We start from the raw sequence: 13,131 nt of genomic DNA, 5'->3' as shown, positions 1-13,131 counted from the left end.
AGGTCAGGGCAGTTGGAGCAAGGTGAGCCGGTACTCCTCGACCTGGGGCAGGCGCTGGGCGGCCAGGCCGGTGAGCATTTCGCGGTAGGGGGTGGGCAGTGCCTCGTACATCTGCTGCGGCAGTGTGGTCAGGGTGTGCGAGGTGAGCAGGCGCGTGCCGGGACGCCAGTCCTGGAGTGCGGAGGGGTCGGAGCAGGACCAGCGCATCCGGGCCTCGACCTTGCTCAGCGCGTCATGCTGGTCCTGGGTCGTGATGATGCCGGGGCCCGCGGTGTCCAGGGCGAGGAGTGAGCCGGGGAATCGTGCGGCGATCAGGTCCACGACGCCGCGGACGTCCGGCTCGTCGAGAAACGGCAGGACGGCTTCCGCGCTGAAGAAGTACGGACCGTCGGCGGCCTTTGCCACGGACGCGGCCCAGGACTCGTCGGTGACCGAGGCCGCGATCATGCGCCTGCGTTCGGTGTCGGTGAAGAACGCCCGGCGCAGGTCGATGACGTCGGGCAGGTCGAGCTCGAACCAGCGGGCCCGGCCGTTGTCGACGCGCTCGTACCGGGTGTTCAGGCCGGTGCCGATCTCGGCGACGGTGCCCTCGGGGTGTTCCTCCAGGAAGCTGCGTACCCAGTGGTCGAAGAGCGAGGTGCGCAGCACCGTGCCGATCAGGCTGGGCAGTTCGTCGAAGCGGGCGAAGTCGTAGTCGATCGCGCCGGCGATCTCCTCGGCCCGCGGATCACGCAGGGCCGGTTCGGGCTTGCGGTTCTCCACCGCGCGCCCGTACAGCGGGATGAGCAGGGTTTCCTGGACTGTGCCGAGTTGTACGCCGTGACCGGTCATGGTCGCCTCCGTCGTCGTCGGTCGTGGTGGTCCCGGATCATGCCCGGGGCGGGCGGCGCCGTGGCTGCGACCGTCGCCCGCCCCGGAGTTCAGGCCCGCGTCGCCGCGAGCGCCAAGTGCTCGTGGTCGCCGTCGGGTTCGTGTGCGTACGAAGGTTCGTGCGCGTACGCCGGCTGGTCTGCGTGCTCGTGCGCGCAGGCCTCGTCGATGCCGGCGGCGTCCCAAGCCGGGAACGGGTCGGCCGCGGGTAGGCCTTCCCCCTCGGCCATGAGGCAGCTCTCCAGTGCCGCCCGCAGCGCCTCCACGCGCAGCCCCACGCCGATGAACACCAGCTCCTGCCCCTCGGCGGCCCCGGGCTCGCGGGCGCCGGACGGCTCGAAGCGGGCCACGGACCCGGCCTGCGACCACAGACCGGTCACCCCCGGGCGGGTCGCCAGCCAGAAGAAGCCCTTGGAGCGCAGGATCCTCCCGTACGCCCCGCTGTCCAGCCCTTCGGTGACCAGCTGCCACAACCGGCCGGGATGGAAGGGCAGTTCGGAGCGGAAGACCGTGCTGGAGATGCCGTACTCCTCGGTCTCCGGCACGTGATCGCCGTTGAGTTCCATGACCCAGCCGGGTGCCTGCTGGGCGCGCTCCAGGTCGAAGAGTCCGGTGCCGAGCACCTGGCTCAGTTCGACGCGGCCCTGGACGGCTCGGACGATGCGGGCGACCGGGTTGAGGCGGGTCAGCGTGGCGTGCAGCCGGTCGGCGGCCTCGGGGTCCGCCAGGTCGAGCTTGTTGAGCACGATGACGTCGGCGAACTCGACCTGGTCCATGAGGAGATCGCTCACCGTGCGCTCGTCGTCCTCGTACGGTGCGAGGCCTCGCTCGGCGAGTTCGTCCCCGCTCGTCAGCTCCGGCAGGAAGTTCACGGCGTCGACGACGGTGACCATCGTGTCGAGCCGCGCCAGGTCGCCGAGGGTGGCGCCGTCGTCGCGGGGGAAGGCGAACGTGGCCGCGACCGGCATCGGTTCGGAGATTCCGCTGGACTCGATGAGCAGGTGATCGAAGCGGCCCTCGCGAGCGAGGCGGTCGATCTCCTCGAGGAGATCGTCGCGCAGGGTGCAGCAGATGCAGCCGTTGGTCATCTCGACCAGGCGCTCCTCGGTGCGCGACAGGGCCGCCTCACCGCCGCGTACCAGCGCCGCGTCGATGTTGATCTCACTCATGTCGTTGACGATGACCGCGACGTGCAGGCCTTCGCGGTTGCCGAGGACGTGGTTGAGCAAGGTGGTCTTGCCCGCGCCCAGGAATCCGGAGAGCACCGTCACGGGCAGCCGGCCGTCGACCGCGTCCGCCTTGTGTGTCATCCCGGTCAGCCCTCGGGGTGCAGCAGGCCGCGCTCGTACGCCTTCACGAGGCGCTGCGGCACGAGGTGCGTCGTGCCGTCCACGGTGACCGGCACGAGCTGCGCCGTCGTCGCCTTCCACTGGGCCCTGCGGTGGCGGGTGTTGCTGCGGGACATCTTCCGCTTGGGAACGGCCATGGGTGGCTCCTGATCTCGGTCGGGCGTGCGTCGCTCACGCTACATGAAAATGGTTCCCATTAACAATGAGAGGGGTTCCGGACATCAGAGGGGTTCCGGACATCAAGGAGTGGACTGCGCACGCGAGAGCGCCAGCACGCGGGCGAGCGCTCCGTCGGGCCGTGCGGTGAGCTGGTCCCAGGTGCCTTCCTCCGCGATGCGGCCGCCTTCGAGTACGGCGATGCGGTCGGCCCGGCGGATCGTCGCGGGCCGGTGCGCGATCACGATCGTGGTGCGGTGCTCATCGGCGAGTACGGCGCCGAGTTCGGCGTCGGACACGTTGTCCAGGTGGGCGGTGGTCTCGTCGAGGACGAGGACGCGGGGCCGGGCCAGGAGGGCGCGGCCGAGTGCGATTCGGGCGCGCTGGCCGCCGGAGAGGGTGGCGCCGCGCTCGCCGACATGGGTGTCCAAGGGCGCGATGCGGTCGATGCCGCACAGCGCGGCCGTTTCGGCGAGGGTCCTGTCGTCCGCGTCGGGTGCGGACAGACGCAGATTCTCGGCGAGCGTGCCGTGGAACAGCGGGGTGTCCTGGCCCACCACGGCGACGGCGGTACGGAGGTCCGCGTCGGCGAGGTCGCGCAGGTCGACGGGTTCGCCGCTCTCCGGGGTGAGCTGGACAGATCCTGCCGAGGGGTCCCAGAAGCGGGCGATGAGGTGGGCGCAGGTGGACTTGCCGGCGCCCGAGGTCCCGACGAGGGCAAGGGTCTGTCCGGCCGGGACCGTCAACTCGGTGTCCTGGAGTACGGGTTGGTCGCCGTACGCGAAGCTCACGCCGTGCAGGCGGACACCGAGCGGTCCTGCGGGCAGGGAGCGGGGGGAAGTGGGTGGCGGCGCGAGGGTGGGGGCCTTGATACCGGACTCGACCCTGGCTGCCGCGATCCGCAGCCCCATCGCCTGGCTGAGTGCCCGGGCGGATTCGGCGACCGGGCCGAGCATGGACAGGGCGAGCGCCATCGCGGCCGGGGCCCACGCACCGTGCAGTCGCCCGGCGGTGACGGCTCCCGCGGCGGCGGCCACCACGCCGAGTACGGCGAGCACGATCAGCAGGTCACGTACGGCGGCGGCCATCGCCTCCCAGGTGGCTTCCGCCCGTTGGGCGGCCCCGAGCTTGCGTCCGCGGGCGGCGAGCTCGGCGCGGCACTCGCCGAGTGCGCCGAAAGCCAGCAGGTCGCGCAGCCCGTCGACGGTCTCCACGGTGTCGGCGGACAGGGCGGCGGCGGCCTGACGGGTGCGAGTGCCTCGGGCGGTACGTCCGCGTGCGTCGGCGAAGGGTGCGGTGGTCAGGAGGACGGCGACCGGCACGACGGCGAGCAGGAGCCAGGGCTCCACGGTGGCGAGCAGCCCGGCGCCGCCGGTGAACACGACGCCCGAGGCGAGGAGTTGGGCGGTGGTGTGCGCGTAGAAGAACTCCAGCGCCTCCACGTCGGCCATGGCCGTGGCGGCCAGGTCTCCGCTGCGCTTGCCGGCGACGCGGGCCGGGGCGCTGCGGGCGAGCCCGTCGAAGAGCCGTACGCGAAGTTCGGCCAGGACCCGGTAGGCCAGATCGTGCGAGAGGTCCATCTCGCGCCAGGTCATCAGGGCGCGCAGCACTACGAGGAGGCCGATCGCCGCCACGGTGGCACCCGAAGGCGCAGCACCCGTGATGACCGCGGCGCCGACCGTGTGCGCGGACAGGGTGACCAGCGTGACCAGCGACCCCTGTTCGAGCAGGGCGGCCGCGCAGGTACGGGCCATCATGACGCGGTGCCCGGCGAGGGCAGGCAGCAGGGCACGCAGCGAACCACGCGCGGGAACAGCGGTGTCGACGGTGCTCATGCGGCGGGTTCTCCTCGGTGCAGGTGGACGATGCTCATGCGGCGAGCCCTCCTTGCGGCATACGGCCCGCCTCGACGAGCTCCGCGTAGACGCCCCCGGCGGCGACGAGCGCGGCATGGTCGCCTTCGGCGTCCACGCGGCCGCCGTCGAGGACCACGATGCGGTCGGCGTGCCGTACGGCCGCGAGCCGGTGGGCGACGACGAGGACGGTCCGCTCCCCCGCGGCGTCCAGGAGTTCGCGGACGATGTCCGCCTCGCGGCGCTCGTCGACGGAGCTGGTGGCCTCGTCGAGAACGAGGACGGGCGCGTCGGCGAGCAGGGCACGGGCCAGGGCGAGGCGCTGGCGCTGGCCGCCGGAGAGGGTGGCGCCGCGCTCGCCGAGGACGGTGTCGTAGCCGTCGGCCAGCCCGGCTATCTCGTCGTGGATACCGGCCGCGCGGGCGGCGCGCCGCAGCTCCTCGTCGGTGGCCTCGGCACGGGCCAGGCGCAGGTTGTCGGCGATGGTGGCGTGGAAGAGGTGGGTCTCCTGGGAGACCACGGCGATGCCGACCCGGAGAGCGTCGAGGGTGTACGAGGTGATGTCCCGGCCGTCGACGGTGATCCGGCCGCGCTGCGGGTCGCGGTGGCGCAGGAGCAGGGCGATCAGGGTCGACTTGCCGGCGCCCGAGGGGCCCACGATCGCGGTGGTACGGCCGGCTTCGGCGGTGAAGGAGACGCTCGTGAGCGCACTCGCCTCAGCGCCGGGATAGGCGAACTCGACTTCCTCGAACCGCAGTTCGGGCGGCGTGCGCCAGTCGGCTTGCTCTGTTCCCGTATCGGAGACGGCTGGTTCGGCGGTGCGCAGGGCCGCGAGCCCGTCCGCAGCCGAGACGCCCAGATAGCCGGCGTGCCACTCCCTGGACAGATCGCGTACGGGACGGAAGCACTCCCCGGCGAGCAGCAGCACCAGATAGGTGCCGGTGGCCGTGGTGGACCCGGTCGCCGTCGACCAACAGGCGAGCAGGGCGGCCGCCGCCGTGCCGCCCTGGATGGCCAGGTCGGTGATACCGGTGTCGACGAGCGAGACGCGGAGCTTGGTCACGGTGGCGCGGTGCAGCGCGGCCGACCGTTCCTCCAGGCGCACTCGTGCGCGCCCGACGGCACCCGCGGCGCGCAGCGCGGGCATGCCTTGCAGGGCCTCGAGGTAGTCGGCGCCGAGTTGTTCGTACGTGTCCCAGTGCTCCTTGCCGCGTCGGGCGAGGAGCCGGTCCCAGGCGCGCGGCCCGGCCAGGGCGAGCACCAGCGCCGGTACGAGGCCGAACAGGGCGAGCGGTTCGATGACCGCGACGGCGATGAGCAGGAGCGGTGGTGCGGTGAACGTGACGATCAGCTGAGGAAGGTAGCGGGAGACGTACGCGTCGACGCCTTCGACTCCGTCGACCAGGGTGGTGCGGACCGCTCCCGTGCGGGCCGTGGTCAGGTGGGCGGCGCCGAGGAGGCCGAGATGGGCGAAGAGCTCGTCGCGCAGCCGGACCCGGACCCGTGCTCCGGCCCGGGTGGCGATACGGCGCTGCCACAGGCCGAGTCCGGCGCGGACGACCACGGTGGCCGCAACTGCCGTGAGGAGACCCGGCAGTTGGCCGGTGTCACCGCGGGCGATGGCGGCGAGGGCGAAAGCGAGCAGGACGGCCTGGCCGAGCCAGCTGAGGGTCACGGCCCCCTGCAGGGCGGTGGCCGCGAGCAGCTCACGGCGTGCGAGGCGTGCGGCACGGCGCAGCTCCGGGTGGACGATCACTCAGGTCCCCTCCTCGGGTCGGCCCAGAGCCAGGCCGTGGACGATCCAGTCTTGTTCCGGTGCGCGGCCGAGCGCCGCGCCCAGGTCGGCCTGTTGCCAGGAGCCGACGGGGCGGGACGCCAACCCTCGTTGCAGGGCCGCGACGTGTGCGCGGCCGACGGCGAAGCCGGCGCGCAGATGGGTGCGCCGGATCCGCTCGGCGTCCGCGTCGGACGGACAGCCGTAGCCGATGAGCACCGCGCCGGCGTCCGCGATCCACCGCTGACCCGCGGCCCAGGCGGCCAGGGTGGGCCGCGCCTCCCCCGCGGCCAGCCGGCGCAGCGCACCGTCCGGCGCCAACTCGACGAGCTCCGGCTCGGGTGCGCCGACGGCCACGCACCAGCTCAGTTCGCCGGCGTCGGCTTGTTGCGCTGTGGTGAGTACGGCGAGCAGGTCGGCACGCGTGAGGGTGCCGTTCAGCGGGGGCGGGGTGCTGCGGCGGGCCAGGAGGTCGCGGGGCTCGGGTGCCTGATGCGGGTTTCGGTCCGCCATGCGCCCCGCGCCCTCGCCCTGCCGCAAACCGTGCTCCCCTCTCCGCCGGCCACCCCAGTCCGGCGCGAAGTGCACGACAGCCAGCGGCTGTTCGCCTGCACCCTCCAGATCGAGGGCGGGCGCTCCGGCGCCCAAGGCCCGACCCGCGAGCCACAGCGCCGCAGCCGCATGCCCCGCGTCGAGCAGGATCAGCGGCCAGGCGCGGTGACCGTAGTGGGCTTCCGTGCGCTGCGGAATCGCGTACAGCTCGACCGCAACCCCGGGCAGCACATCGCCAGGCGCGGCGCCGAGACGATGCACCCGGTGACACAACGGGTCGTAGCCGTACCGCCCCTGCTCCATCGCGCAGTTGTCGCCCACGACAAGCTGGGCGTCGACGGGGTGCAGCGCGCCTGCGGAGGGCGCGGGCCGCAGCCGTCCGGTCCCGTCGGCGGCGGCCAGCGAAAGGCGCAGCAGCTCGCGCAGGTCCAGCTGTCCGAGCTCGGCCCGCGGCAGACGGCGAGCGGGGCCCGGCCAGTCGGGCACCATCGGCGCGGCGGGCATGTCCGGGCCGGGCACTTCGTCCGTACGGGCTCTGGCGAGGGCTTTCCCTAGGTCCATGGCGCGGCTCACATGTGCGGCGGCGGGGCCAGCGTGAAGTCATCGGGCGCGCCCGGCGCGGCGGTACGCCAGCCGCGCGCGAGGGCGGCTTCGGCGAGGCGCGGGCACCCGAAGTACCCGAACGCGGCCGGTGCGTTGGGCAGCAGTCCGGACACCAGAACCCGGGCGACCCTCAGCTGTGTCTCGGCCACGTCCTCGGTGGTCAGGTCGAAGGTCATCACACGGTGGCCGCCCTCGCGCAGGGCTGCGGCCATCCGCTCCCGGCTGCCCGACGCGACAGCGCCGAGGGGTACGACGCCGTGCGCCGGCTCCGTGAAACGTCTGGCCTCGGAAGCCATCCGCGGATCGAGCCACACCTGGACGTGGGCGCCCAAATCCCTTACGCGTTCAAACTGTTCACCGCAGGCATCGAGATAGCGACGGTCCTCCCGGTGGTCGAGGTAGAGCCCCTTGGCGAGCAGTCCGGCGTCGACGGCCTGGAAGACCCAGCCGTCGGGGTCGGTGAGCCCCTGGGTGAACACCCAGGTGTGCACCGCTTCGAGTACGGCCTTACGGGCGGCGTCGGCCGGGTCGTACTTGCAGGCGAACCCGGCGGCGTACAGATCGAGCCGCGGGTCGTACACGAGGGCGGCCATACAGGGCGCGAACTCGGAGGGCATCTCGACGATCCACACGGTGAGCCCGCATCCGGCGAGGTCCTCCGCGAGACCGGGGACCGTCGCCGCGTCGATGCCGCGCGTGGGCCCGTCGAGGTGCCACCACACCTCCAGGGCGTCGCGTTCGGCGATCTCCAGAAGGCCGCGTTCGACGGCGTCGTCGAAGCCCTGGCCGGTGGCGATGCCCGCGTAGTTGAGGTGGTGGGTGCGCGGCAGTGAACGCAGCTCGCCCTGGCGCCAGTTGAGGTGGGTGAGCGCGACAGGCGCCCACACCTCGTCCGTCGTGCCGTCGGGCAGCTGCTCGACTCCGCGCGTCCACAGGGCCGGGGTGTCGTGCGTGAGCCCACGGTAGGGGAACTTCTCGCGGGCGTACTGCCAGTCCGCGTACGAAGGCAGCGCGTCCGGCCCGTACAGCCGCAGGCCCTTCCCGGCGAGTTCGCCGGCGGTGGCGCGCAGGGGAGCGTCCGGGTGGCCCGGCGGCGGGACGCGGTTGCCGCAGTACCGCTCGATTCCCTCGGCTATGGCGGCGATACGGGCGGTGTCGGGGTCACCGAAGGCGGTGCCCAGCGAGACACGGTCGGCGGGCCACAGACCGAGCCTGCGGGCGTCCGCGACCTCGGCGGTCATCGCCGTGTACCGCGGCGGCGCACCGGCCGGATGGTCGACGGGCTTGACCTTGCGGACGATGCCGCAGACGGGGTCCACGAGGGCTTCGAGCGGCAGCGGCGTCATCGGGGGATCTCCAGGGCCGGGTCGGTGGGTGTGGGTCGGGTACGGAGCGCAGCGAGGCGGAGTTCGAGGCCGGTCGGGTCCACCCTGCGACGGGAGGCGATCAGGCGGGTGGCCGTGATCGGGTCGTCGCCGGTGTGCGGGTTGCGGGCGTGGGCCGGGAAGTGGTGTCCGGCGATCTCGAGACGGAGCCGGGTGCCGGCAGGCAGTCGTCGCGCGAGGCGTCCGATGGGGATCGTGAACTCCTTGCTGCTGTACGGAGGTTCGGCGCGGCGGACGATGCCAACCCCGATCCGCACCGCCCGCCCTTCGGGGCTCAGCGCGACAAGTCGGGCGACCCAGTCGGCGGACGGCGTGTCCGCGGTGGCGCGCAGACGCACTTCCGCGGGACCGAACGCGTCCAGCGGGCGCGGGAGCGGCGGGGTGACGAGCACGCAGCGGTCCGGCTCGCCGTCTGCGGGGACGGCCAGTTCCACTGAGCTGACCGGGCGTTCAGGGTCCGCGGTGAAGGCGGCCCCGCGCAGCAGGCGCAGATTCGGAGCGTAGGAGTCGCCCATGATGTCCGGTGCCACCCATAGTGGGCCCCCACCGAGGGCGAGCGCACCGGCCCGCCCTTCCCTGAGCCGCCCTTCGAGAGCGGCGCGGGCCCAGTCCGCATACAACTCGCCTAGCCTCAGGCGATGTTCGGGATAGGCACCGGGCCCGGGCGCGGCGACAAGGCCGTGCCCCCAGGGCCCCATCAGCAGGCGCGCGGACGGCCCGCCCCAGCGGCGCCACAGTTCCACCGTGTCCTCGGCGAAGTGGTCATGGTGCCCGCCCACGGCGAGCAGCGGCATCCTCGCCGCCGCCGCGCGGGACACAAGCCGCCCGCGCTCGCGTCGGCACCACAGCCCCTCCCAGGACGGGAGCTCCCGCCCCAGCCTCCCGGGCAACTTCACCAACGGCAGGTGGGACAACAGATCCGGATCGGCGGCGAGCGCCTTGGCCAGGGCGCTCTCGTCGGAGTCAGGCCGGTCGCCGTGGGCGGCCCACCACCCAGCGCGGTTCCACAGCCGCTCCACGCCCGAGGGTTCACGCGCCGTGTCGGCCGCTCCGAGCGCGGGTACGGCGGCGATCACGGCGTCGGGGCGCGCGTCTTCGGGCCCTTCCAGCGCGAGCGCGAGGGCGCAGTGGGCGGCGTAGGAGGCACCGCAGGCCACGAGCCGGCCGTCGCTCCAGGTCTGCCGCCGGATCCAGCGCGCGGTGTCCGCGCCGTCGGCGGCCTCCCTCTCGTACGGTCGCCACTCCCCCGGCGACGCGTACCGGCCGCGTACATCCTGGGCGAGCGCGGCGAATCCGCGCCGCGCCCAGCCGCGCAGCTCAGCACGGTGGCTGTGCCGGTCGTAGGGAGTGCGGATGAGGACGGCCGGGAAAGTGACCTGCCCATCCGGCAGTTGGACGTCGGTGGCGAGCCCGCTGACGGACGTGGTGAACGAAGTCACCGGCTGTGCCCGGACGTTGCCGCGCCCTGCGCACCAGGACGGTGCGTCCGCACCTCAGGCATCGCTGCCACATCGGGCACGGGCAGGACGGGGTGCGCGGTGACGGTCAGGGTCCGCAGATCGACGCGTCGAAGGCGCCGCCGCGCGGGCAGTCCGTCCTCGTCACGGGCCCCGGTCGCCCACCAGGTGAGGTCATCCGCAAGGAGCGCGGCAAGCAGTCCCGCGGCCGGCTCGGCAAGGCGTACGGGCGAGCCCGTGCGCGGTCCGTGCCAGTAGGCGGCCAGTTCGCGGTGGGCGGGCGTGGCGGCCAGGCGCCGGGCCCGGACCTGCGCGGAGGTGACATCCCCGGCCACGGCCGCGAGCGGCTCGACGTACGCCTGCCAGCCCTCGAGGTGGCAGCGCGACCAGGCGATGCCGCGCTCGGGCAGCCGGTCGGCGGCGTCCCACAGGCCTTCGGATACGGGACCGTCGAGGCACCACACCACGGCGGCGGGCTCGTCCGTTTCCCAGTCGCCCGGCCGACCGAACCGGGGCGCGGCCCCCGCCGCCTCCAGGTACCCGGCCAGCGGCTTCGTCAGTACGGGAGCACCGAGCAGCAACACGTCCCGGCGCTCCACAGGCCACATGGCCCGGTCCGCCCCACCGCACTCCTCGGCGTACCCGGCCCCCTCGAACGCCGCCACCAGCCGGTCGACTTCGGCGTCCACCCGCTCGGCCGCGCCGCCGGCGAGCCGGGCCAGCAGCTCCCCCCGGTGCGCCTCGCCCGCCGCGACCCGGAGGAACTCCCCGTCGGCCGTACGGACGGCCAGGCCGCCGTCGGGGACGGCGACGACTTCGACACCCGGTGCGAGCTGACTGCGCGACACGTCACTTCTCCCGTGAACAAGGGGCTTACACACAACAGGACTTGGAACGCGGGCCCGCCGAGAGGCAGTCGGCGGGCCCGCGAGCGAGGGTCAGACCTCGGTCACTCCTCGGTGTCGTCGAAGGGGTTCTCGACGAGAGCGTTGGAGTGGGAAGCCGAGTCGTGGGCCAGCTGGCCGGGGTCGGCGATCGGCGTGAAGACCTGGTCGTCCTTCATGAACTTTCCTCCATCACAAGGGAGTTGCGGCGATCGGTCGATCACCACGCGAGAACGTTATTGAATATGATTGTCATTTGGAAGAGGGCAGTGGGTGATCTGGGTAACACACCGGCCAGTCCCCCTCGGGGTCCCGCCCGACGCGGCCCGCGACCCGCAGCACGTCCGCGAGGAACCCGGGCGTGACGACCTCCTTCGGCGCCCCGTCGGCCACCACGCCGCCATCCCGCAGGGCGACGATCCGCTCGGCGAAGCGGGCGGCGTGCGCAAGGTCGTGCAGCACCATGACCACGGTCAGGCCGCGCTCCTCGCGCAGCCTCACCACCGTTTGCAGCACGTCGAGTTGATGGTGGAGATCCAGGTAGGTGGTGGGCTCGTCGAGCAGCAGTACGCGGGTGTCCTGGGCGAGCGCCATGGCCAGGCGCACGCGCTGGCGTTCGCCGCCGGAGAGCGAGTCGACGGGCCGTTCGGCCCAGGCCGCCACGCCGACGTCGTCCAAGGCGCGGCGCACCACGGCGTCGTCGCCTTCGCGCAGCATGCCGAGCGGGCCGCGCGCCGCGTACCGCCCCTGCCGTACGAGCTGGCGTACGGTCATCCCCGGAACCGCCGGGGCCGACTGGTGCAGCAGCGCCACATGGCGTGCGGTGGCCCGCCGCGAGCGTCGGGCCAGGTCGTGACCGCCCACCAGGACCCGCCCCTCGCCGGGCCGAAGCAGCCCGGCGACGATCCGCAACAGGGTCGATTTGCCGCACCCGTTGAGGCCGACGAGGGCGGTCAGCTCTCCCGGTTCGACAGCCACGTCCACGCCGCGCAGGACGGGGCGGCCGGGGTATCCGAAGTGGACTCCTTCTACGCGGATGCCCACGGGTTCACTCATGCTGTGTCCTTAACTGTCCTTGGCGACAAAGGCCCTTGAGGGTGCCGACCGACCGCAGCGAGATGCGCCGCTGCGGCAGCGGGCCTTGGCAACCGCAGCGGCCTAGAAGTCCTGGGCGGGCGTGCGGCGTACGACGATCAGCAGCAGCACCGCGCCCACACACGCGGTGAGCGCTCCGACGGGCACGGTCAGCCGGTCGGAGTCGAGGGCCAGGGCGAGCAGTCGCGAGAGCGCTTGTGCGGTGGCGTCCGCGCCGCACACCACGAGCGCCCCCAGCAGCGCCGCCCCGGGCAGCGCGCAGCGCAGGTCGGCGCCGAAAACGGCCACGGCGACATGCGGCACGAGCAGGCCGACGAAACCGAGCGCACCCACGGAGGCCACGGCGCCCGCCGTCAGCGCCACGGCACACAGCAGCGCCAGGGACCGGGCCCGTACGACCGACAGGCCGGCCGCGGCGGCGAGTTCGTCGCCGCAGCGCAGCAGGGTCAGCGGCCCGGCACACAGCCAGGCCACGACTGCCCAGGCGAGCGCCCAGGGCCACAGGAGATGCCAGTGCTCCCATACGCGGCCCTCTGTAGTGCCGACCAGCCACTGGACCACGCTGCCCAGTTCGCCCGGGGCGACGAGCAGCACCATGGCGGTGAGTCCGCCGAGTACGGCGGAGACGAGCACTCCGTACACGGCGGTCTGTGCGGGATCCGCACGGCCGCGTCCGGCGAGGAGCCACAGGAGTCCGGCCCCGGCCAGACCGCCCGCGAGGGCCGCGACGACCACGGCGAGTGGTGACTGCCAGCCCGCGAGGCCGAGTCCGGTCGCCGTGACCGCTCCGAGTACGGCGCCAGGCGTCACACCGGTGACCTCGGGTCCGGCCAGCGGATTACGGAGCGCCGACTGGAGGACCAGACCCGCGACACCGAGGCAGCCGCCCGCCCCGAGCGCCACAAGGAGACGGGGCACCCGGAGGTTGAACAGCACGTGCCGGTCCATCGCGCCGCCCCCGCCGGACAGCACATCCCAGGCCACGGACGGGGACATGGCCCGCCCCGACATGAGCGATGCGCAGACGGCGGCCAGGATGAGCCCGGCGAGTACGCCGAAGCGCCGCGCCATGTGTGCGGGCCGCCCCATCGGATCCGGCTCGTTCGATCGCACGACCCGTGCGGCCTGCACGGACCCGGCCATCGACTCCCTC

The 13,131-nt window shown here is 73.1% G+C and carries 12 protein-coding genes; all 12 read right to left on the bottom strand.

Annotated elements, in window-relative coordinates:
- Positions 1-3: 3 nt before the first annotated feature.
- On the bottom strand, positions 4-831 hold the full coding sequence (locus G6045_RS02725; protein ID WP_165330118.1) for a class I SAM-dependent methyltransferase: 828 nt from the start codon (positions 829-831) through the stop codon (positions 4-6).
- Positions 832-920: 89 nt separating this feature from the next.
- Complete coding sequence (locus tag G6045_RS02720) at positions 921-2,180, bottom strand: GTP-binding protein (protein WP_165330117.1); 1,260 nt, start codon at positions 2,178-2,180, stop codon at positions 921-923.
- 5 nt (positions 2,181-2,185) lie between these two features.
- Positions 2,186-2,356, bottom strand: coding sequence for a 50S ribosomal protein L32 (rpmF, locus tag G6045_RS02715; RefSeq protein WP_165330116.1), 171 nt, complete (start codon positions 2,354-2,356; stop codon positions 2,186-2,188).
- Between the two features lie 102 nt (positions 2,357-2,458).
- The gene (locus tag G6045_RS02710) at positions 2,459-4,210 is read right to left on the bottom strand and encodes an ABC transporter ATP-binding protein (RefSeq protein WP_165330115.1); all 1,752 of its coding nucleotides are present in this window, start codon (positions 4,208-4,210) and stop codon (positions 2,459-2,461) included.
- A gap of 34 nt (positions 4,211-4,244) precedes the next feature.
- Positions 4,245-5,984, bottom strand: coding sequence for an ABC transporter ATP-binding protein/permease (locus G6045_RS02705; protein ID WP_165330114.1), 1,740 nt, complete (start codon positions 5,982-5,984; stop codon positions 4,245-4,247).
- Complete coding sequence (locus tag G6045_RS02700; protein WP_165330113.1) at positions 5,985-7,115, bottom strand: nitroreductase family protein; 1,131 nt, start codon at positions 7,113-7,115, stop codon at positions 5,985-5,987.
- An 8-nt stretch (positions 7,116-7,123) separates the two neighbouring features.
- Positions 7,124-8,503 carry a YcaO-like family protein gene (locus tag G6045_RS02695; RefSeq protein WP_165330112.1) on the bottom strand — a complete coding sequence of 460 codons (1,380 nt, stop codon included), beginning with the start codon at positions 8,501-8,503 and terminating at the stop codon, positions 7,124-7,126.
- Positions 8,500-9,981 (bottom strand): CocE/NonD family hydrolase, encoded by a 1,482-nt coding sequence (locus G6045_RS02690; RefSeq protein WP_165330111.1) that lies wholly within the window; start codon positions 9,979-9,981, stop codon positions 8,500-8,502. Before G6045_RS02690 ends, G6045_RS02695 begins: the two co-directional genes overlap by 4 nt.
- The gene (locus tag G6045_RS02685) at positions 9,978-10,847 is read right to left on the bottom strand and encodes a hypothetical protein (RefSeq protein WP_165330110.1); all 870 of its coding nucleotides are present in this window, start codon (positions 10,845-10,847) and stop codon (positions 9,978-9,980) included. The genes G6045_RS02690 and G6045_RS02685 overlap by 4 nt, the downstream gene beginning before the upstream one ends.
- Before the next feature lie 101 nt (positions 10,848-10,948).
- Complete coding sequence (amiA, locus tag G6045_RS41940) at positions 10,949-11,062, bottom strand: streptamidine family RiPP (RefSeq protein ID WP_268978362.1); 114 nt, start codon at positions 11,060-11,062, stop codon at positions 10,949-10,951.
- 73 nt (positions 11,063-11,135) lie between these two features.
- Entirely contained in the window at positions 11,136-11,939 is an 804-nt protein-coding gene (locus G6045_RS02680) for an ABC transporter ATP-binding protein (RefSeq protein ID WP_165330109.1), read from the bottom strand.
- A gap of 102 nt (positions 11,940-12,041) precedes the next feature.
- Complete coding sequence (locus G6045_RS02675) at positions 12,042-13,049, bottom strand: FecCD family ABC transporter permease (RefSeq protein WP_235967489.1); 1,008 nt, start codon at positions 13,047-13,049, stop codon at positions 12,042-12,044.
- Between the last annotated feature and the right edge of the window lie 82 nt (positions 13,050-13,131).

It is taken from the genome of Streptomyces mesophilus (assembly GCF_011044995.1).
GTDB lineage: Bacteria > Actinomycetota > Actinomycetes > Streptomycetales > Streptomycetaceae > Streptomyces > Streptomyces mesophilus.
The sequence above is the reverse complement of the archived record's forward strand: the minus strand, read 5'-3'. Positions and strand labels throughout refer to the sequence as shown.

Bases quoted from the DNA above. Each gene is read 5' to 3' on its own strand.
- G6045_RS02675 (WP_235967489.1), bottom strand. From the start codon at position 13,049: ATGGCGCGGCGCTTCGGCGTACTCGCCGGGCTCATCCTGGCCGCCGTC.
- rpmF (WP_165330116.1), bottom strand. From the start codon at position 2,356: ATGGCCGTTCCCAAGCGGAAGATGTCCCGCAGCAACACCCGCCACCGC.
- G6045_RS02725 (WP_165330118.1), bottom strand. From the start codon at position 831: ATGACCGGTCACGGCGTACAACTCGGCACAGTCCAGGAAACCCTGCTC.
- G6045_RS02710 (WP_165330115.1), bottom strand. From the start codon at position 4,210: ATGAGCACCGTCGACACCGCTGTTCCCGCGCGTGGTTCGCTGCGTGCC.
- G6045_RS02700 (WP_165330113.1), bottom strand. From the start codon at position 7,115: ATGGACCTAGGGAAAGCCCTCGCCAGAGCCCGTACGGACGAAGTGCCC.
- G6045_RS02680 (WP_165330109.1), bottom strand. From the start codon at position 11,939: ATGAGTGAACCCGTGGGCATCCGCGTAGAAGGAGTCCACTTCGGATAC.
- amiA (WP_268978362.1), bottom strand. From the start codon at position 11,062: ATGAAGGACGACCAGGTCTTCACGCCGATCGCCGACCCCGGCCAGCTG.
- G6045_RS02695 (WP_165330112.1), bottom strand. From the start codon at position 8,503: ATGACGCCGCTGCCGCTCGAAGCCCTCGTGGACCCCGTCTGCGGCATC.
- G6045_RS02720 (WP_165330117.1), bottom strand. From the start codon at position 2,180: ATGACACACAAGGCGGACGCGGTCGACGGCCGGCTGCCCGTGACGGTG.